This is a genomic window from Actinomadura decatromicini, assembly GCF_008121305.1.
GTDB lineage: Bacteria > Actinomycetota > Actinomycetes > Streptosporangiales > Streptosporangiaceae > Spirillospora > Spirillospora syzygii.
On the sequence record NZ_VSRQ01000001.1, the window covers coordinates 554814 to 572405 of the forward strand.

Here is a 17592-nt window from a genome sequence, read left to right on the forward strand (position 1 = left end):
GCGCCGGCCGCCCGGCCACCCGGCCGCCACTTTAGGACGGCTTGTGTCCGGCCTTAACGGTGCCGAACAGGCCAAATGTAACTCACGTCGAACCGTGCCCCAAGTGTCGCCTGCGAGAAAGGACGTGCCGCCCGCCGCTCGGCCCCGCCGAGAAGACCACAGTCAGGAGAGAACACCGTGACCCTCATGTCCCCGCCGGACCTCGACGGCCTTCGCGAGCAGGTCTCCGGCCCCGTCCTCGCCCCCGGCGACCCCGGCCTCGACGGGGAGGTGGCGACGTTCAACCTGACGGTCCGGCACCGTCCGGCGGTCGTCGTCGGCGCGACCGGCGCGGCCGACGTCGCGGCGGCGGTCGGGTTCGCCCGGCGGAACGGGCTGCCCGTCGCCGTCCACGCCACCGGGCACGGCTCCGCGGCCCCCGTGGAAGGGGCCCTGGTCGTCAACACCAGCCGAATGCGCGGCCTCGCCGTCGACCCGGCCGCCCGGACCGCCCGGGTCGAGGCGGGCGTCCGCTGGGCCGAGGTGGTCGAGGCCGCCGCGCCGTTCGGGCTCGCGCCGCTCTGCGGGTCAGCGCCCGCCGTCGGCGCCGTCGGCTACACGCTCGGCGGGGGCTGCGGACCGGTCGCCCGGACGTACGGCTTCGCCGCCGACCACGTCCGGTCCCTTGAGGTCGTGACCGCGGACGGCCGGACGCGGACCGTGGACACCGGCACCGAGCCAGACCTGTTCTGGGCGCTGCGCGGCGGAAAGGGCGACTTCGGCATCGTCACCGCGATGACGATCGACCTGTTCCCGATCGCGATGCTGTATGGCGGCGGGATCTTCTACCCCGGCGAGCACTCGGCGCAGGTCCTGCACGCCTACCGCGAGTGGTCGCGGGACCTGCCCGAGTCGATCACCACGTCCGTCGCGCTGCTGCGGCTGCCGCCCGCGGACGAGCTGCCGCCGCCGCTGCGCGGACGGTTCGTCGTCCACCTGCGCGTCGCCCACGTCGGCGACCAGGCCGAGGGCGAGCGGCTGCTCGCGCCGATGCGGTCGGCCGCCCCGGCGATCATCGACATGGTCGGCATGATGCCGTACACGGCGATCGGCGCCGTTCACAACGACCCGACCGACCCGATGCCCTACTGGGAGGGCGGCGGGCTGTTCCACGAGCTGACCGGGGACGCCGTCCAAGCCCTGCTGGACGCGGCCGGGCCGGGCGCGGAGGCCCCGCCGCACGTGGTCGAGCTGCGCCAGCTCGGCGGCGCGATGGCCCGCGCGCCGCGGGTGCCCAACGCGGTCGGCGGACGGGACGCCGCGTACTCCCTGCTCGTGCTCGCCCCGCCGCCCCCGCAGGACATGGCGGGGCTGGTGCGGGCCCTCGGCGAGCGTGTCCTCGACGCCGTCCGTCCGTGGACGACGGGCGGCGCGCTGCTCAACTTCCAGGGCGCGGCCACCGCGCCCGCGCAGGTCGCGGAGGCGTGGCCAGCCGACGTCCACCTGCGGCTCATGGAGTTGAAGGCCGTGTACGACCCGGCCGGAATGTTCCGGTTCGGCCATTCGATCGGCGTCCCGGACTCCGCCGCCGGGTAGCGGCGGCGTCGGGGTAGTCACGGGGGACGGCGGGGCCGTGCTGGCACGGCCCCGCCGCGTGCTACGCCGGGGTCACAGAATGTCGGTGGGAGCCGGTTCAGCGGCGCCCCAGGTTAGGCGAACGGGCGTTGTGCCAGGCGGGAAAGTGTAAACGATGACGTTGTCGTAGCTGAGGTCCAGAAGGGTTTCGACCTCTGAGCGGAAACGGCGCAGTTGGGCCTCGCTGATCTGGCCCTCGAAGACGCTTCGCTGGACGTGGTGCAGGTACTTCCGGCATGTCCGCAGGATGCGCGGGTTTCGTTCGGCCGCGGTGTCGTAGACGACGATGACGTGCACGGTGCTTCTTTCACCACCAGATCCTGAAGGGTCTGTACGGCGTGCCTTCGAGGCATCTCCGGGTCAGCGCGAGTGCGTCGAGGTAGAGGAGTTCGTCGTAGGCGACGGGACGCCCGAGCGAGCGATGCGCGACGGTGACGGCTAGTTCGTCGCGGACGGACTGGACCACCAGTTTCCGGCCGCTTTCGCTGAGCATGGCCTGGTTGGCCTCACCGTCGAAATGATGTTCCTTGATCTGGTTGCGGCCGGACATCCGCAGAAGGAGACGTTCGGCGAACAGCGGTTTGAACATCTCCGAGAGATCGAGGACGAGGGAGTGGCGCTGGCGCTCCATGCTGCTGTGCAGGAAGGAGATGCCGGTGTGCAGGGGCGTCAGGCGCACAGCCGTGAGGGTTCGGGCGTAGATGATGCCGTTCACGTAGCTGATGAAGGCATTGCCGGCGTTCTTCGGAGGGCGGCGGCTGCGGCCACCGAGTTGGAGCCATCCGGGAAGTTTGGTGTCCAGGACTTCCCAGGCCGAGCGGCGGAAGGTCCCCTCGATGCCCATGAGGTGGGCCGCGGTTTCAGCGGTTTCGATGTTCTTCTGCAGAACGGTGTATGGACGCGAGAGGAGTTTCCGGTCGATGACGCGGCGGACGTTGAACGCGGCGGCGTCGACGATGCTCCGAGCGACCTTGAGCGCGGCTTCGGGATCTTCGGCGAGCCGGGCCTGCGCGAGGACGGTCTCGCCGGACGTGCTGATGTCGGAGGTCAGGAGCGACCCGGCGTAGTCACCGTAGTGGCTGAGGAGATGGACGTTGATCCGGTGCCGGTTGAGGAGCGCGACGACGGCGGTGTTGATGTCGGTTTCGGCGCAGGCGACGATGTCCCGGACGTCGGTGACCGGGATGTGAACCTTCCCGGCGGATTCGCGTTCGATGACGAGCGACTCGTCTTTGCGGCGGATCCGGCAGGGGGTGGTGAGCCAGTAAGTGCGTGCGGCGGCGGGCATGTCATTCCGTCCAGCAGTAGTCGGTGAAGCTGCATCCACGGCAGGCGGAGCGCGCCAGCCGGGCGGGCGAAATGGGCGAGGCGGCGACTCCGATGACTTCGGCGATGTCGGCCTGAGCCTGGTCCGCGGCTTCTGGCGTGTAGGGATAGCGATGGGTGCGGCGGGTCTTGGGGTAGTGCAGAATCGCGCCCTTGGCGTCGATGCCGATCTTTTCAAGCCGGTAGCAGTAATGCCGTCCTTGGGCCTGGTCGGCGGGCGTGGGCCGCGCTGACGATTTGACTTCGTGGACCCAGTGCCGGCCGTCGATGAAGTCAAGCTTGGCCGCACCGAGGTCTATGGGACTGCTGCGGGCATAAGAGGTCTCATGGACGGCCTCACCGAGCTGAACGGCGCCGCTCAGGTGTTCGGGCCGAACTCCGCGCAGGTAGAGCCAGAGTTGGCGCGGGCAGTGGTAGAGGTATTTGACGTGGACGCCGCCGACGTCCTCAGCATCGATCACAGGATTTCACCGGGTTCGTATTTCTGCCGCGCATCGCGGTGTATGGCGCGCAGCCCGAGGCGCGGGTCGTACTCGGCGTCGATGACGCGGACCTTGAGGCGTTTGTCGTACGCGCCGATGCCTATGCACCACGCTGGCAGGGGGATGAGGTACTGGTCGGCGTGCAGGCGGCCGGCGATGGAGTTGCCCGCCAAGTTCAAGGCGGATTCATAGTCATCGTGGTCCTCCGCGAGTATCGCTTCGGTTCCCTCGAATTGCTCGTCGAACGCCTCGGTGAGCTCAGAGCGGTCGCCAAAGGGTTGCGAGAAGTTCAGGAAGGCGTCTTCGAAGGCGGACCGGTGCTCAGCGACTCTCCGGGCCCATTTCTGACCCCACGGGCTGGTGTAGATCTCATCGAGCCACCCGGTGACGACCTGTTCGTTGATGGTTTGGCTGTCATGGCGGGTGAGGATGTCCCAGCCGAGGAGGGTGGGTTCGGCCTCGTAGACGCCGTCGGCCCAGAGGTCGTCTCCCCCGCCGCGTCTGGTGCTGTAGGCGGGTTCGTGAACGACGACGGGTGATGGGGCGAGCGTCCCCAGCCTGTTCACCCGGCCGAACCGCTGGACAAGGGCTTCGAGGTCCGCGGCCGAGGTGTGGCAGGCGTCGAGGTCCAGGTCGAGGGACACCTCCACGGCCTGCGTCCCGACCAGCAGACCTGGCAGGCGGGGCTTTCCGCTTGCGAAGCGCTCCTGGACGGCTGTTTCGATGGCGGTCCGGTCAATCCGGCGATAGCGCGAATGCAGCAGATGGGCGGAGTCTTCGCCGTGTAGTTCGATGCAGTAGGGCCCGAGGGTCTCGTAAAGGGTGATCGCGTCGCGGACATTGTTGGCGACGACGAGAACGGAGCGGCCCTCAGCGAGTCGCTCGCGCATCTCGTCAAGGGAGGGTTCGTCGGTGAGGTGGGCCTGGCGGATGTGGAGCCGGTGGCGGATCGGCGCACGGCTCTCTGGCGGGGGTTCGACCAGGGCCGTTCGCCCGTCGAGGGCCTGGGTCACCAGGTCGGCCAGTGCGGTCGGCATGGTCGCGGAGAGGACCGCGACGCGTCCGCCGAGCCGGTGCCAGAAGCCCATGATGGCGAGGATCATGCCGAGGCGGCGGACGTCATAGGCGTGCAGCTCGTCCAGGATGAATATCGAGTTGGCGCCGTCGATCAGGATGCTGGAATGGACGGGCCCGGCAAGGGCGCCGCGCAGGACTTGATACGGGGTCCCGACGCGCAGGAGTTCGCGGAAGTTCTTGGTCGCCTCCGCGCGGGAGTGGGCTTTGATCGCGGCGTCGGCCGGGTCGGCGTCGTCACCGCCGCATCCGTCGGCGAGCGACTGCGCGAGATGGTACGAGGCCGCCTTGGAATGAGCGACGCCGATTCCGCCCGGCGAATTCAGCTCGTTGCCGAGGCGGAGGGTCATGGCGTTGATGCTGGCCAGATAGGGCAGCAGGTAGAAGACGCGAGGATTGCCCTTCGTCCGGGACGCCAGGTCACCGATCTGGGCTGCGGCCCACAGAAGGACGGCCTCGGTCTTGCCGCTTCCCGTCCAGGAGCGCAGGAGGAGATTGCCGATGGTCGTGGAGGCTTCCCACTGCTGCGGACGAAGCGCGTGGCCGCGAGCGGAGAGCCGTTCGACCAGGCGGGTTGCGTAGGTTTCGTCCAGTGGGTGCCGGGTTTCCAGGGGTGCATGGGCCGAGGAAAGGTGATCGGCCATGGTCACGGCGCCCAGCAGCAGGACGGCCGTCACACCGCGCCCCTCATCGGCAGTCGGCAGCGGCCATTCCCACTGGTCCATGACGCGCTGGAAGAGCTGATGGGCAGCGTCCGTCAGTTGCCGGACGTTTGCCTGGGGAGCGCTTTCCGGGAAAGGCAGCCCGTGACGCCGACCTGTGGCATGCAACCATTCCATGAGGTCGGCAAGCCGCTCCGGGTCGGCGGGCGTGAACTTGGCGGCGAAGTCCCGAGGCTGATCGTCGCCGTACTGCGTGAGCAGCGGCAGCTTGGACGAGCCGTCGAGGCCGGAGGTGAACGGCCGGTGGTGCCCGGCCACCGCGGCCGCGACCCACTCGCGCTGGCCGGTCGGCAGGTCCGCGAGCAGCAACTGCACGAAGCCAAGGGAAAGCACCTCGTGCCGTTCGCCCCAGACGGTCGGCTTCTGCCGGGGAGGGTTGCCGATCATCCGCTGGAACCCGTCCGGCAGCTTCCCGGCGTCGTGGAGGAGTGCGGCGGTCGCCGCCCACGTCCAGAAGTCGGAGGGCATGCCCGGGATGTCGCCGATCCGGCCGTGGATCGTCCGGACGGCTTCCAGGGTGTTGAGCAAATGGTCGGTCAGCAGCTCGCCGGGTATTCCGGGTGCGGAGGAGCTTTTCGCGCGCAGATCCTTCACGACCACGCTCCGCGTTTCAGGTGACAAGGATCAATTGGTTCGGATGGACGGGCGGGAGCATCGCGACGGCCTGCCCGTCCCGTGTGGCGAGGCCGGTGTCGATTTCGGCGCGGGTACCGGCCGCGGCGTACCGGTAGCTGTCCCAGGCGAATCGGGAACGGTCGTCGGAGACGACGGTCGTCAGCCGCATCGCCGTTCCCGCCGCGTCCGGGACGTCGAAGGGAACGACGGCACGGCCCTGCCGGCCGCGGGACTCCTCCAGCTCGACGCGGCGGCTGGTAATGGCGACCAGGTCCTGGCTGCGGCCGAGCCGCAACGGCCAGATCGGACGGCGAAACGCACGCAACCAAACGGCGATGTCGTCGACGAGCCAAACCGTCAGGGTGACCAGGGCGAGGAATTCGCGTTCCTTGATGGTGGCGTTGGCCTGGGAACCCGGAATGCCGAGCGGGTGGTAGGTCTCCAGGTCTCGGCCCGATCCGGCGGCGTAGAAGGCCATGCCGAAACGGGTGCGGAGGGGGACGCGGTTCCATCCCCCGGCCGCGGCGGCGAGCATTCCGCCGACGGTGGACGGCGGCGGGCAGGGCAGCGCAACCTGCAGCCCGTCGTAAAGGGGATTGCGAAAGCTGACGACCGGGGCGGTGACGGTCAACTCCAATGCCTCGGGCATGGCGATGCTCCTTGCGGATGGCGCAGACGGCGGAATGCTCCCCTTAGGGGCGGCGTTACCGGGGGTCGTCGAACCAGGAGTCGTGATCGCCGGATTCGATCTCGCGGGCCAGCGTGTTCAGCACGGTCCGGGGATGGCCGAGGACGAGCCGCTCCTCCTTGATCAGGTCGGTGAGGTCGCCGCTCGCCCGGTCGCGCTGGCTGCCGAGGTAACCGGGCGCCCATCCGATTCGGACCGGCCCGTCCAGTTCGTCGGCCCACGCCTCGATCTCCTCACGGAGGACGTCGGCGTCGAAGTGCGTCGCCTTCTCGCGCTCCCGGACGACCCTGGTGAACGGGTTGGTCCCGCCCTTGATCGGCGCGAGGATGACGAGGCCGGGCGTGCGGTCGCCGTAGTGGGCGGACTGCTTGGCGCCGCCCTTGACCATGGCCATCGTCCGCAGCAGGACCGCGACCCGGCGGCGCCGCTCATCGATCGGCAACCGCACGCACTGCACGTCCCGCAGGACGACCTCACGACCGCCCTTCGCGACGACCTCCTCGGCCAGGGTGCCGGGAAGCGCGGTCTTGGTCGTCCTGCCGCCGGTCTCGAAGGTGCCGACGCGGGGCAGGTCCAGGAGCAGGTCACCGGCCAGGTCAGCGGTGTACATCTCGTGCTCGTGGATGACGGGGTGGGTTCCGGGCTCGAAGTCGCGGCTCATCGTCCCGAAGTCCATGACGGGTTTGCTGGGCACGACCGAGACCAGCGTGCCGGTCGCGAGGACCGTGTCGCGCATGAACGTCTTCGACTCGCCCTTCTTCGCTCCCGCCTCGTCCGCCTTGACCGCGATCATGTAGCCGAACAGGTCGTCGTCCAGGTAGAGGTCGGGACGGCCGCGGGTGTAGGCCTGCTGCTTCTTGCCCTCGCCGCTGCGGATCACCGGCGAGGTCGGCTCGCCGGGCGGCAGGCTGTCCCGCAGCCACCGCCGTCCCGCCTGCGCGGATACGTACGGGTATTTCTCGCCCCGGCCCACTGTGAACTGCTTGACCATGCCGCGGTTGTCCTCGCCCCGTCCATTGTTGGGCGCCCCGGCCTTGATCTGCAGGATCTGCTGTCCCACGAGGAACGTCATTGTTCCGCCCTTTCCTCCTGGTCGCCGCCGGCGGCGTCGGCCAGGTCCTTGATCTCTTGGAGTTCCTCCTGCGAGCCCTTGGGCTCCCAGCCCGCCTCGGCCAGCGCCTCCAGGACGGCGAAGACGAGCAGCCGACGCCACGACCAGGACCGCTCGTCCTCGAACAGCAACCGGTATTCGGGCACCGGCAGCAGGACCGGCGGGGTGTCCTTGGGACGCGGGAAAAGCAGCCAGTCGACGCCTTTGGAGCGGAACCAGCCGTACAGGTTCCCGCCTTTTCCATTGGCGCGGATGAAATCGCGGAATGGTCCGGGACGGCTGTCCTGCCCGAGCAGCGCGGCCAACCGCCCCGCCAGTTCCCTGATGCGTTCGACGTCCTTGTCGTCCATGGTCAGCACCTCGCGGCAGTAGGAGTACAGGAGCGGGGCCAGCGCCGTCGTCTCGGCGGGGACGGGCACGGCCGCGGAGATCCGGCTCAGGACGTGACCGATCGCGATGTCGAGGACCTGCGGCGGCCGGGTGAACGCCCGCTTGGCCAAGAACGCCTCTCCCGGAACCTGCTTGGTCTCCTGAGTCGCGACCAGCACCGGATATCCGGCGCGGCGTTCGGAGTCCTTGTTGGTGGTCCGGAGCCATTCGGCGACGGGACGGCTCAATTCCTGCGCGGCGTACAGTTGCTCCTTGTTGGAGTTGGACAGCACAATCAACTCCACGCCGGAGGTGATCCGTCGGCTGTAGCCGCGTACCGCGTGCAGCACCCACAGTTCACGCGCGTACGGGCCGGGTTTGGCTCCCTTGGACGTCCCGGCGGAGGCGCGTCGCAACGTCTCGTCCACCGTCGCCGCGGTCATCTTCGCCAGGAATTCGTCGTCCCAGGAATGCATCAGCGCTGCCCTGCCGCCTGCCAGCGACGACCCGTACGGAAAGGCCCAAAGGCTGGCGACGCAGGGGTAACACAACGGCGTTCCCTCATGGCCCGGCGCGGTGGTGTTGCGGTGCGCGACGCTCGCCCCGAGCGGGATGTCGACCTTGCCGTACCAGCCGCACGCCGCACGCCCGCAGTACGCACACGGCACCTCGGGCCAATCCTTGGGCTCCGGCCGTGTACGCCATTCGCGGATCAGCCGCTCCCGCTCCGAGGGAGACTGCTTACCGCGCGCGGTGGGATTGAGCTTGGAATTCGGCCAGAGCAGGTAACTGGCCCCGAGCCAGAACCCGCCCGGATCAGCGGCCTTCGCCACCCCTACCGTCTCCACGAGATGGCTCGTCATCCGCTCGACGGTTCGGTGCAGCGCCTCTCCTGACACTTCAGAGGGGTGATCGACCTTGGCCAGAGCAGCCAATGCAAACGCCCCCACGCGCTGCAAGGGACTGGCGGTCAGCACCAGATTTTGCGGATGTTCCGTGTCCTCGCCCACGCCTTCCCGGCTTTTGGACGGCGGGACGCGCGCTCCGGCGTCAAGCACTAATCCAGCCCATCCCCGCGCTGTTGTCCTGCCCCAGACCCCAGGAGTGCAGCGCCGAAAGCGTCTCCGGTGCGCCGGACACCATGACCTCGACGCGGGCACCCGGCTTCTTCCCGCCTCCGGCACTCCCCACCGCGAATGAACGCTTGTGCCCGATCCACCCGACGTTCTCCAAGGTGACCTCGGGATCCAAGCCCAGGGCCGCCGCCTTGCGTTGAAGATTGCGTTGCACGTAGAAGTCCCACTCTGGCTCACCCGGAAGGCACCACGCCTCGCGACGTTCACGAGCCCCGGACTCGTCACGTCCCGAGCCCTTCATCACCACCGGCGTCTCCGTCCGGAAGACGGCTTTTCCGGTCTCGAATTTCGGGGCTTCCACCGGCTCGACCCGGTCGACGATGAACGCGGTCGCTCCCCACGCCAGCACGGGAATGGACGCCAGCGCCGCCGCCCACCCCTCGACCACCGCGATCAGCGGGCTTCCGAACTCCAGCACGCCGCGGCCGTCTGCGGCATACACGCCCCGGCGCCGCCGCGCCGCCGGAAAGACGGGCGCGCCGTAACCGAAGGGACGGAGCTTGTGCGGCCCCCAACCAGCGTCGTGGAGAGCCTGCCCCAACTCGGGTGCGCCTCGCCCCAGCAGCGCATATGCCAGCGCCCGCCCAGGAGCCAAGACGTCCTCCCAGGGCAACTCGCGGGCCCCCGTGTGGAAGGTCAATCGCAAACGCATCGACCCGGTCCTCCCTCTCAGCCATCGGTTCCGGCCAACGCCACAGGCCGTCGTCAGCGAATACAGATGGACGGCCGCCGGCAGACCATCCCGAGAGCGCAGGGCCTCACCCCCGGCCTTACGCCTGCGTCCCGGCACATTACGCACCCGGTAATCCACAGGAAGGGCTCTTCGTAAAGTCGATCAAGGACATGTCCTGTCCGAATGTGGCCGCAGGGACATGACAGCCATGTGGCGAGGAAGAACGTCGCAACTGAACACGATATTCGGCGCAAGCAACTGATCGAATTCCTCGCAGATACCATCGCAGACCAGCCCGAATCGCCACAAAGAGGACTAGAATCCGCTGCCTCGCCATCAAAGGCCGAGACTTGACGGCAAACGAAAAACCGGGCGGGAAACCCCCACCCGGTTTTCGCTTTTTTCAGGAACGGTCAGGCGATGCCTTCCCTCCAACGGTCGCACGGGTCGATGCCGATCGGGACGTCTACGCAGGAGCGGAATTGCACGGGACGCCCCTCGCCGAAATCGTGATCGAAGGTCGCGCAGTCACCCCGGCCGCCGGGATTGTAGTGCTTTCCCTTCTGGACGGAGCCGTCCTTCCGGATGTACGAGTAGTCGACGTACGCCGTGAACAGGTCGTAGTCGGTGTCGCAGTTGTAGAACTTGTCGCCGTTGCTGTGGAACTCCGTGTAGGAGCCTTCGATGGTGGACTTCGCGTCCCGCCCGGCGTAGGCGGCCGTCGACGAGCCCAGCAGGACAGCGACGGCGACGGCCCCGACCGACAGTGCTTTTCCGTACTTCTTCATGGAACGCCTTCCGGGCCGGCTAGGCCACGCCGGTGGCCCACTCGCGGGCGCACATGTCGTTGTTGCTCCAGATGTCCACGCACGCCACGAACTGGACAGAACGTCCGGCCGTGAACTTGTGGCTGAACGTGTCGCAGGTGCCGTCGCCGGAGTGGACGTAGTGCTCGCCCTTCTGGAGGGTTCCGTCCTTGCGGATGTACTCGTACTTGACGTACGGGTCCCAGCCGTCCCAGGAGGTGTCGCAGACGGTGAACTTGTCGCCGTTGGGGTCGAAGGTGACCCGTGATCCGGTCATCGACGAGGTCGCGCCGCGTCCGGCATGGGCGGCGGTGGCGAATGTGAGCGTGGTGGCGACCCCGGTGACGGCGATGATCAGTGCCCGTACTGGTTTGTTCATGTCGGTCTCCTGTCGTGGTCGCCGGTCACTTGGTGATCTGGTGGCACTGCTCGGTGAGCTTGCGGCCGTGCGAGTAGATCACCGCGCAGGCCAGGCCCGCCTTGAGCGTGGCCTTGCCGACCGTCCGCACCCCGGTCCGCGAGCAGGAGCCGTGCGTGGCGCCCTTACTGGTCTTGTACCGCTTCCCCTTGCTGGTGTAGTAGAAGTCGATCCGCCATTCGCTTATACACGCGATCGAGCGGAAAGTGCCCTTCTCGTAATTGATCTTCAGGCCGGAACCGCTGATGTCGTGCCCCAGCACACCGGCGGGGATCGTTACCCCACCAGCGGACTGCTCACCCCACGGAGAGGCGCCGGAGGCGTCGGCATAAGCGGGAGAGGTGAAGGCCAGCGGGAGCGCGATCCCGGCGGAAGCCATGGCGAGGGTGGCCATTGCCGTTCGTGAACGCATCTGTACTCCTCCGTTGACGGCGTTCCGATTCGCCGTCCAGCGATGGGAGGAAGTTATGCGGCCGCCCCCGCACCCGTTAGGGCCCTAGGGCCCCATCGACACCTTTAGGGGGCCCTGTTTTCCACGACGGTGGCGGTCGCACGCGCCCATGGGACGACCTTCGCGCCGCGAGCGTGTGCGTCACCATCGACGGGCCAGGAGAGAAGCGAGCCGCCGGGAGTCGCCGAACGCCGGGTCCGGCCGATCACCCGCCAGCCCGACGATTGCCTTCCGGGTGCGCGCCTGTTGACCGGGCTGCGGAACTCTAGGGCCGCTGTTCGGCGGTCTGGATCCGGGCGCCGAGCATTTCAGCAGCGCGGCGGGCGGCGTTGTCGGGGTCGGCCGGGAGCATCGCGCCGTAGCCGTTGCCGGACGACACGCGTCGGTAGGTCTGCCCGTCCCAGCCGAGCACCAGCGGCCCTCGGTTCCGGTAGGTGACGTGGACGCGGGTCAGCCCGGTCTCCTCGTCGCGGACGAGGGCGACCGAGCTCTGCGGGGCGATGCGGCGGACGGCCGCGTCGAGCCGCTCAGCCGGGCCGAACACCATGGTCACGCCTCCGGCGGCGGCGAGCCGGGCGACGTGGTTGCCGTCGCAGCAGCAGGCGCAGTCGCAGTCGCAGCCCGCCGGGCAGTAGCACTGGGGGTAGCTCGGGGTGGAGCTGCAGCAGCCAGCCATGAGCAAGCCTCCTTTCTCGAAGTTGGAAGGTCTGGGATGGGGCGGCGCGGCCGGGGACCAGGGGGTGTCGACCGGCGGTGCCGCCCCTGCCTCACTCCGTGGCGGGGGCCGGGTCGAACGGCGCGCCCAGCGCCTGGGCGATCCGGTCAGCCGCCTGTTCGGGGTCGCGGCCGAGTTGCACGCCCGCGTTCGGGCCGCTGTCCCACCGGTACACGCCGAGGCCGTCGTCCCACACGACGCGGCGGGGCCCATTCGTCCGGTAGCTGACGCGAATGAACAGCAGCGGCTCGCCTCCCTGCGCCTGGGTGGTGATGCCGCGGTGGACGCGGGCTGCTTCGACCTGCGGTGCGCGGACTCGAACGGCTTCATACAGCGGGTCCAACCGCCCGTAGGGCTGTGTCATCGGTCTTCCTCGTCTCGTTGAATCTCTCGGGGTGCGCTGGGGAAGGGCGGCGCGGCCGGGACCCGGGGGCGGTGTCGACCGGCAGCGCCGCCCTGGCTCAGTGACGCGGTTTCGGCGCGACGTCTTCGAGCGGTTGGGACTCGGTGCGCCAAGCGCGACCCGGTTCGGCCATCCGTGCGGCCAACTCCTCACCCGCGACGCGCAACTCGTCAGCGATGCGCGACGAGACGCACGTCCAGGCCAGTTCGCACCATCGCTCGTGCTCGACCCGTGCGCCGTCCTGCTGGGAGACCGCGCGCCACGAGCCGTCCGGCAGTTCGTACACCGCGAACCCGGCGATCTGCCGCTCGGCCTCACGCGCCCGGCGCGGTCCCCTCACCGCTCACCCTCCCGGCCCGTGTCCACACCGGCCTCGACCTTCGGGAGCCGCAACAGCAGCAACGCCAACTCCCTCGGGTCGTTGCCGCGCACCTCGGTGATCGCGGCGGCGCGCTCGGCGTAGTCGACGTAGTTGCGCTGCCCGTGCCAGACCGGCTGGCTCTCGCACACCTCGAACGCCCACTCCGGGAACCACTTACGCAGGGACGTCAGGTGCTCCATGCGCTCGACGTACGGGAACGCCTCCTTGCCAGACGTCAAAGCCGCCAGGTCGATGGCCTGGGCCATCAGGCGGCCCAGGTAACCAGGGAGTTGGGCTTCGACCGCCGAGTGCCCACCGATCCACTTCTCGGACGGCTCACGAACGGCCAGCCACGGCACGGGCCTGCTCTCGTCGTACTCGATCTGCCAGCCCGGATTCTCGTCGCGAAGCCGGGTCACCCTCTCAGATATCGTCATCGCCAGCCGGACCTCATCTCCGGTCAGGCCCCGGAACCCCTGGCGTTCGCGCGCCAGCCGGGGCCGCCCTGCTTTGTGGGTATCGCTGCGGTCACCTTCAGTGAACCTGTGGCGAGCGTCACAGGTCAGCGTGATAATCGCTGGTGAGCGCGGATGCGCCCCCGCATCCGCGGACATCCCTGGCCAAGGTGCTTCGCAGTGACCAACGTCGAGAACGAGCGCACGGGGACCGGACGCATCGGCACACGCCTGCGCGCCGCCCGCAAGGCGGCCGGGCTGACCGTCGCAGACCTCGCCGAACAGTGGCGCGACCGCGCACCCGAACAGGTCCGCCGCAGACTCCCCGCGCTGAAGGACCTGGAGCGCACCATCCGCGGCCACGAAGCCGGCACGCACGCCCCTGGTCCCCGCTATCGGCTCCTATGGGCCCATGCCCTCCGAATGCCGGAGAGTGAACTGTTCCCCGAGCCGCTACCTCACGAAAATGCGTCCGCAGTCGGCAACCAGGGCATATCCCCCACAGCGGAAAGTACCGTGGTGGCAAAGCCAGCGCCCCATCGTCTAGAGACTGACGAGGAAGACGTGAAGCGGCGACAACTCATCCGAGACGCCGGCGCCCTCGCGGCCGGGGCCGCTATCGCGCCTATCCTGACGACTCTTACCGACGCATGGCAGGCGAGCCATCCCCGCCTGCCTGGGGCGACCGTGTCGCGCGCCATGCTCGACGATTGGACGGACGCCTACAGGACACACGTCCGCAGCTACGTCAACGCGCCACCAGAGCAGGTCCTCGCGAAGCTGACTCGCGACTGGGCTGAGATGGCCCCTCATCTCGCGCACGTTCAGCCCAAGGACGTGGAGCGTGACCTCGCTCATGCAGCAGCACAGCACGCCTACCTGATCGCGGGCACCGCGATCCAGATCGGAGATCCGCGGCTCGCCACTCGCTGGTGGACCACGTCCCGCCTCATGGCCGACAGATCGGGCGACAGCCTTCTCTCCGCCTACACGCGAAGCTGGGAAGTCACCAATCGCGTCACTGACCCCCATGAGGACCTGGGGGAGCTCCTGATCCTCGCCCGCGAGGCCCGGCGGCTCTCGGGACGCCACCCCAGCGGAACGATGATCTACGCCACCACGGTCGAGGCTGAGGTTCTCGCTTTCATGGGTCACAAGCGAGCGGCCGTGGACGCGCTACGCCACGCCGAGGACATCTTCGAGCGCATACCGTCCACCGAGCCCGATCGCGAAGAACTTCTACGCTTCGATCAATGCTGCGTCTACTCGCTCGCCGGACTCCGAGACCGCGCCCTTGAAGCTCACCGGGCCGCGCGGGAGTTCTATCGCCCCGAAACTCACCTCTACAACACGATCCAGCTCGACCTGTACGAGACCGTCCTCGAAGCACACAGGGACCCGGGCGAGGCCAGCAGGCAGGCGGTGAGCATCCTGGAGGCCGTCCCGGAGGATCGCCGAATCAGGCGCGTGACCCTCACCGCACGCCGCGTCCTCGATGCTCTTCCCGAGCAAGCCCTCACTCTTCCCGCCGCACGGGAACTGCGGGCCCTGACCACCCGCTAGTCGATCTCTGCGAGCCAGTCACGACGGCCTTACGGTCAAGGCACACCGGACCAAATCCCCAAATCCTTCCCGGCAGACCACGTCGAGTACCCATGCGGGAAGGAGGTGATCTTTTGTGAAAATGGGCACCCATACCCAACCCTGCCGACGCTGCGACAATCAACTCCAGGTGGCCCCGTTCAGCAAGCCCTCAGGGTCGACAGCGCAATCGGAGGTTGGTTGAAGAATCAACCGACAACACTCGGGAGAAGCCAGGCCTCACCTGCGCCTTTACCTTCGCGTCTTCATCGCCCCTACGAGGGTTCGCAACAGCTGGAGCTTGCCCTTGATCTTGTGATCGGTGACCAGTCCTCATCGCCCCTACGAAGGTTCGCAACGTCTGCGCCTCGATCGCCGCCGCCAGCCGGTCCATGTCGTCCTCATCGCCCCTACGAGGGTTCGCAACATCCAGCCGCCTACCGCTGCCGCCCGTACTGTCTAGGGCCTCATCGCCCCCTACGAGGGTTCACAACCGGCTCCGGGCTGTGCGGATCCTCGTTGGCGGCCGGTTAGCGGGATTCACCTCGCCGCTAATGTGACAGTGCGTGACTGAAGGCAGCGCCAGCCGGATAAATGAGTTGGCCGAAGTGAGAGCAGGCGCTTGGGTGTGGAGTCAGTTGGTTGAGGCGGGAGGGGCGGCCATTTGGGCCATGCGCTCTATCGTTTCGGCGAGTGGGGCGCGTGTGTCGATCTCGGTGGTGGCGGACGAGCGGAGCAGAGGCTCTATCTCGGCTGTGTCTTTAATGATTTGGTCTCGTTGGTCGCGAGTCTTCCCGAAGGGGTTAGTGTCGCGGGTGGCGATCCGTTCGAGCATCACGTCGAGCGGCGCGCTGAGCAGGACGATCTGGTCGAAGCGAGGGTAGAACCTCGCCTGGTTCCATACTGTTCCGGCGATGAACAGCGGTGCCCCGGTGCGCTCGTGCTCGGTGAGCAAGTCGTTGATCCAGTCCTCACGCCAGTGGCGCTCGGTACCAGCGCCATCCGACCGGGGAACCTCTTCGATCCAGCCTCCGACGTCGGTGTCCACCACCCGGTATCCACGCCGCGCCAGCCCGTCCAGGACGGTCGACTTCCCCGTGCCGGACATGCCCGTTACGAAGATCACCGCCATGTGCCCCAGCCTAGAGGGCGCCGGTCGCGACGACTACTTGGCGTAATCGATCTGACTCGATGTCTTCCGGGAATTGCCGGTGGCGCTGTCACTGGGCGGAGCAGGCTCCTAAGACCTGCCGGTTCTCACCGCGCCCCCCGCGAGCGGTTTGCGACAGCTCCTACCGATCCCGCATGTGTCGGGGAGAGCATGGCGTCGCAGTGGTTCGGACGTCTTCGGCGGCCTTGCCAGCGTTGGGAGGTCTGCGAGGAGAGAAGTTGTTAGGTGATTTCGGCGGGGAAGGGCTCGTAGGCGTTGGAGGCGTTGTCGAAGGTGAAGGCCGTCCAGCGGTCGGGCTGGATGTGGGCCAGGCGGGCGCCGAGAGCTATGGAGATGGCCACTGGGCCGGTTAGGAAGGCGGCATGGCGTCCGGTGCGGGCGGCGGCTGGCAAAGGAGCGTCGCGCCACGCTCGGCAGATCTGTTCGACGATCGCTGTGTAGGTTTCCGCGTTCTCGTCCAGGGGTCCAGAGGTCATTCTGCTGAAGATCAGCAGGTTGCCGATTCGGTGTGCGCGGCAGGCGGCGCGGACGGGTTCGGCGAGGTCGGAGCGGAGGTTCTGCAAGTCGATGGCGAGTGCCGTGCGCGTTGGGTCTCCCCCATCGACCACCTCGACTTGTTCCATGGTGAGGAGTTCGGCGGTGAGGGGGTTTTCCCGGAGGCTGGTCGCCGGGAAGTGGGACGGGCTTCCGTCTCGCTGGCGAACTGCGTGAACGGTGATCTCGCGAGGGTGCGTGTGTCCGATTCTGGCGCCGAACCGGAAGCCGACCGGCAGGGGCATCGTCGGGATCACGTTGATGCGGGCGGCGCCGCTGACCAGCCGTTCCGCGAGCCCGGCCGCCGCGATCGTCTCGTCCGCGAGGGCGTCGACGCCCTCCTTCGGCCAGGGATGGGTCTCGGGGAGCGCTAGGTGGGTTCGCACTGTGACCGCGCAGGTGTTCTTGCTGTACTCCACGGCCTTGGACTCCAGCAGCTCGGCTCGCGGGGCACCGCGTCCGGTATCGGACGCGGTGACGACGAGCCCGATCCGAGTCCTGGCCGAGGCGCGGACGCGTAGCCGGGCACCGACCGCCATGCCAGCGAGTCCGGCGAGGCAGCCGAAGACGAGCCACCAGCGTCCGGTCGGAGAGTGCGTCATCGCCGACTTCACCGCCTCGATGCCGAACCCGCCCGCGGCGACGCCGCCGAGTCCGCTCCAGGCCGCGCCGTCCGTGATCACACGCCGGGCTTTCGACGGTGTCGCGGACGGGCCGCCGATGACCGTCATCGTCGGCGCGTTCCGGGTCTCGGTCATGTCGGGCCTCGCTTCGTCGTCGTGAGCACTACCTACTGATGGACGCTGCCTGCCGCGAGGCGGCTCGACCGGTGGTGTCATGCCTGGGGCCGGAGGCGGCCACCGGTTGTGTGACGTTCGCTCCCAGGG

At 68.1% G+C, this 17592-nt stretch carries 19 protein-coding genes; 2 read left to right on the top strand and 17 right to left on the bottom strand.

From position 1 onward, the window contains the following. Positions 1–186: 186 nt before the first annotated feature. Positions 187–1575 carry an FAD-binding oxidoreductase gene (locus tag FXF68_RS02145; RefSeq protein ID WP_148758154.1) on the top strand — a complete coding sequence of 463 codons (1389 nt, stop codon included), beginning with the start codon at positions 187–189 and terminating at the stop codon, positions 1573–1575. Between the two features lie 72 nt (positions 1576–1647). Here FXF68_RS02145 and cas2 read toward each other — a convergent pair whose 3' ends face one another. The 15 genes from cas2 to FXF68_RS02220 all read right to left on the bottom strand — a co-directional run bounded on the left by cas2 (position 1648) and on the right by FXF68_RS02220 (position 13401). Then, positions 1648–1911 carry a CRISPR-associated endonuclease Cas2 gene (cas2, locus tag FXF68_RS02150; protein WP_148757187.1) on the bottom strand — a complete coding sequence of 88 codons (264 nt, stop codon included), beginning with the start codon at positions 1909–1911 and terminating at the stop codon, positions 1648–1650. Between the two features lie 10 nt (positions 1912–1921). Then, a complete protein-coding gene (gene cas1 / locus FXF68_RS02155; RefSeq protein ID WP_148757189.1) occupies positions 1922–2902 on the bottom strand; it encodes a CRISPR-associated endonuclease Cas1 in 981 nt (326 codons plus the stop codon). 1 nt (position 2903) lies between these two features. Then, positions 2904–3401 (bottom strand): CRISPR-associated protein Cas4, encoded by a 498-nt coding sequence (locus FXF68_RS02160; protein WP_222869773.1) that lies wholly within the window; start codon positions 3399–3401, stop codon positions 2904–2906. Next, a complete protein-coding gene (gene cas3, locus FXF68_RS02165; RefSeq protein ID WP_222869774.1) occupies positions 3398–5812 on the bottom strand; it encodes a CRISPR-associated helicase Cas3' in 2415 nt (804 codons plus the stop codon). The genes FXF68_RS02160 and cas3 overlap by 4 nt, the downstream gene beginning before the upstream one ends. 16 nt (positions 5813–5828) lie before the next feature. Beyond that, a complete protein-coding gene (cas5, locus tag FXF68_RS02170; RefSeq protein ID WP_148757193.1) occupies positions 5829–6482 on the bottom strand; it encodes a CRISPR-associated protein Cas5 in 654 nt (217 codons plus the stop codon). A 55-nt stretch (positions 6483–6537) separates the two neighbouring features. Beyond that, entirely contained in the window at positions 6538–7593 is a 1056-nt protein-coding gene (gene cas7i, locus FXF68_RS02175; protein WP_148757195.1) for a type I-B CRISPR-associated protein Cas7/Cst2/DevR, read from the bottom strand. Continuing rightward, positions 7590–9011: a hypothetical protein gene (locus FXF68_RS02180; protein WP_148757197.1), complete on the bottom strand. Its 1422-nt coding sequence runs from the start codon at positions 9009–9011 to the stop codon at positions 7590–7592. Before FXF68_RS02180 ends, cas7i begins: the two co-directional genes overlap by 4 nt. A 40-nt stretch (positions 9012–9051) precedes the next feature. Then, positions 9052–9789 (bottom strand): CRISPR-associated endoribonuclease Cas6, encoded by a 738-nt coding sequence (locus tag FXF68_RS02185; RefSeq protein ID WP_148757199.1) that lies wholly within the window; start codon positions 9787–9789, stop codon positions 9052–9054. Between the two features lie 434 nt (positions 9790–10223). Continuing rightward, positions 10224–10598 (bottom strand): hypothetical protein, encoded by a 375-nt coding sequence (locus FXF68_RS02190; RefSeq protein ID WP_148757201.1) that lies wholly within the window; start codon positions 10596–10598, stop codon positions 10224–10226. A 19-nt stretch (positions 10599–10617) separates the two neighbouring features. Then, a complete protein-coding gene (locus FXF68_RS02195) occupies positions 10618–10995 on the bottom strand; it encodes a hypothetical protein (RefSeq protein WP_148757203.1) in 378 nt (125 codons plus the stop codon). A 25-nt stretch (positions 10996–11020) separates the two neighbouring features. Continuing rightward, entirely contained in the window at positions 11021–11446 is a 426-nt protein-coding gene (locus FXF68_RS02200) for a hypothetical protein (RefSeq protein ID WP_148757205.1), read from the bottom strand. Positions 11447–11750: 304 nt separating this feature from the next. Then, positions 11751–12161 (bottom strand): hypothetical protein, encoded by a 411-nt coding sequence (locus tag FXF68_RS02205; RefSeq protein WP_148757206.1) that lies wholly within the window; start codon positions 12159–12161, stop codon positions 11751–11753. A gap of 91 nt (positions 12162–12252) precedes the next feature. After that, the gene (locus FXF68_RS02210; RefSeq protein WP_148757207.1) at positions 12253–12564 is read right to left on the bottom strand and encodes a hypothetical protein; all 312 of its coding nucleotides are present in this window, start codon (positions 12562–12564) and stop codon (positions 12253–12255) included. Between the two features lie 97 nt (positions 12565–12661). Then, a complete protein-coding gene (locus FXF68_RS02215) occupies positions 12662–12943 on the bottom strand; it encodes a hypothetical protein (RefSeq protein ID WP_148757208.1) in 282 nt (93 codons plus the stop codon). Next, complete coding sequence (locus FXF68_RS02220) at positions 12940–13401, bottom strand: hypothetical protein (RefSeq protein ID WP_148757209.1); 462 nt, start codon at positions 13399–13401, stop codon at positions 12940–12942. The genes FXF68_RS02215 and FXF68_RS02220 overlap by 4 nt, the downstream gene beginning before the upstream one ends. Before the next feature lie 198 nt (positions 13402–13599). Here FXF68_RS02220 and FXF68_RS02225 point away from each other — a divergent pair, with 198 nt between their 5' ends. Next, positions 13600–14982, top strand: coding sequence for an NsdA family TPR-like regulatory protein (locus FXF68_RS02225; RefSeq protein WP_148757210.1), 1383 nt, complete (start codon positions 13600–13602; stop codon positions 14980–14982). Between the two features lie 652 nt (positions 14983–15634). On the opposite strand, the gene FXF68_RS02230 is transcribed toward FXF68_RS02225, so the two are convergent. Continuing rightward, positions 15635–16132 (bottom strand): AAA family ATPase, encoded by a 498-nt coding sequence (locus FXF68_RS02230; RefSeq protein ID WP_148757211.1) that lies wholly within the window; start codon positions 16130–16132, stop codon positions 15635–15637. A 260-nt stretch (positions 16133–16392) separates the two neighbouring features. Then, entirely contained in the window at positions 16393–17463 is a 1071-nt protein-coding gene (locus FXF68_RS02235; RefSeq protein ID WP_148757212.1) for an SAVED domain-containing protein, read from the bottom strand. Positions 17464–17592 lie beyond the last annotated feature (129 nt).

Bases quoted from the DNA above. Each gene is read 5' to 3' on its own strand.
- FXF68_RS02145 (WP_148758154.1), top strand. From the start codon at position 187: ATGTCCCCGCCGGACCTCGACGGCCTTCGCGAGCAGGTCTCCGGCCCC.
- cas1 (WP_148757189.1), bottom strand. From the start codon at position 2,902: ATGCCCGCCGCCGCACGCACTTACTGGCTCACCACCCCCTGCCGGATC.
- cas5 (WP_148757193.1), bottom strand. From the start codon at position 6,482: ATGCCCGAGGCATTGGAGTTGACCGTCACCGCCCCGGTCGTCAGCTTT.
- cas7i (WP_148757195.1), bottom strand. From the start codon at position 7,593: ATGACGTTCCTCGTGGGACAGCAGATCCTGCAGATCAAGGCCGGGGCG.
- FXF68_RS02185 (WP_148757199.1), bottom strand. From the start codon at position 9,789: ATGCGTTTGCGATTGACCTTCCACACGGGGGCCCGCGAGTTGCCCTGG.
- FXF68_RS02190 (WP_148757201.1), bottom strand. From the start codon at position 10,598: ATGAAGAAGTACGGAAAAGCACTGTCGGTCGGGGCCGTCGCCGTCGCT.
- FXF68_RS02195 (WP_148757203.1), bottom strand. From the start codon at position 10,995: ATGAACAAACCAGTACGGGCACTGATCATCGCCGTCACCGGGGTCGCC.
- FXF68_RS02200 (WP_148757205.1), bottom strand. From the start codon at position 11,446: ATGCGTTCACGAACGGCAATGGCCACCCTCGCCATGGCTTCCGCCGGG.
- FXF68_RS02205 (WP_148757206.1), bottom strand. From the start codon at position 12,161: ATGGCTGGCTGCTGCAGCTCCACCCCGAGCTACCCCCAGTGCTACTGC.
- FXF68_RS02210 (WP_148757207.1), bottom strand. From the start codon at position 12,564: ATGACACAGCCCTACGGGCGGTTGGACCCGCTGTATGAAGCCGTTCGA.
- FXF68_RS02220 (WP_148757209.1), bottom strand. From the start codon at position 13,401: ATGACGATATCTGAGAGGGTGACCCGGCTTCGCGACGAGAATCCGGGC.
- FXF68_RS02230 (WP_148757211.1), bottom strand. From the start codon at position 16,132: ATGGCGGTGATCTTCGTAACGGGCATGTCCGGCACGGGGAAGTCGACC.
- FXF68_RS02235 (WP_148757212.1), bottom strand. From the start codon at position 17,463: ATGACCGAGACCCGGAACGCGCCGACGATGACGGTCATCGGCGGCCCG.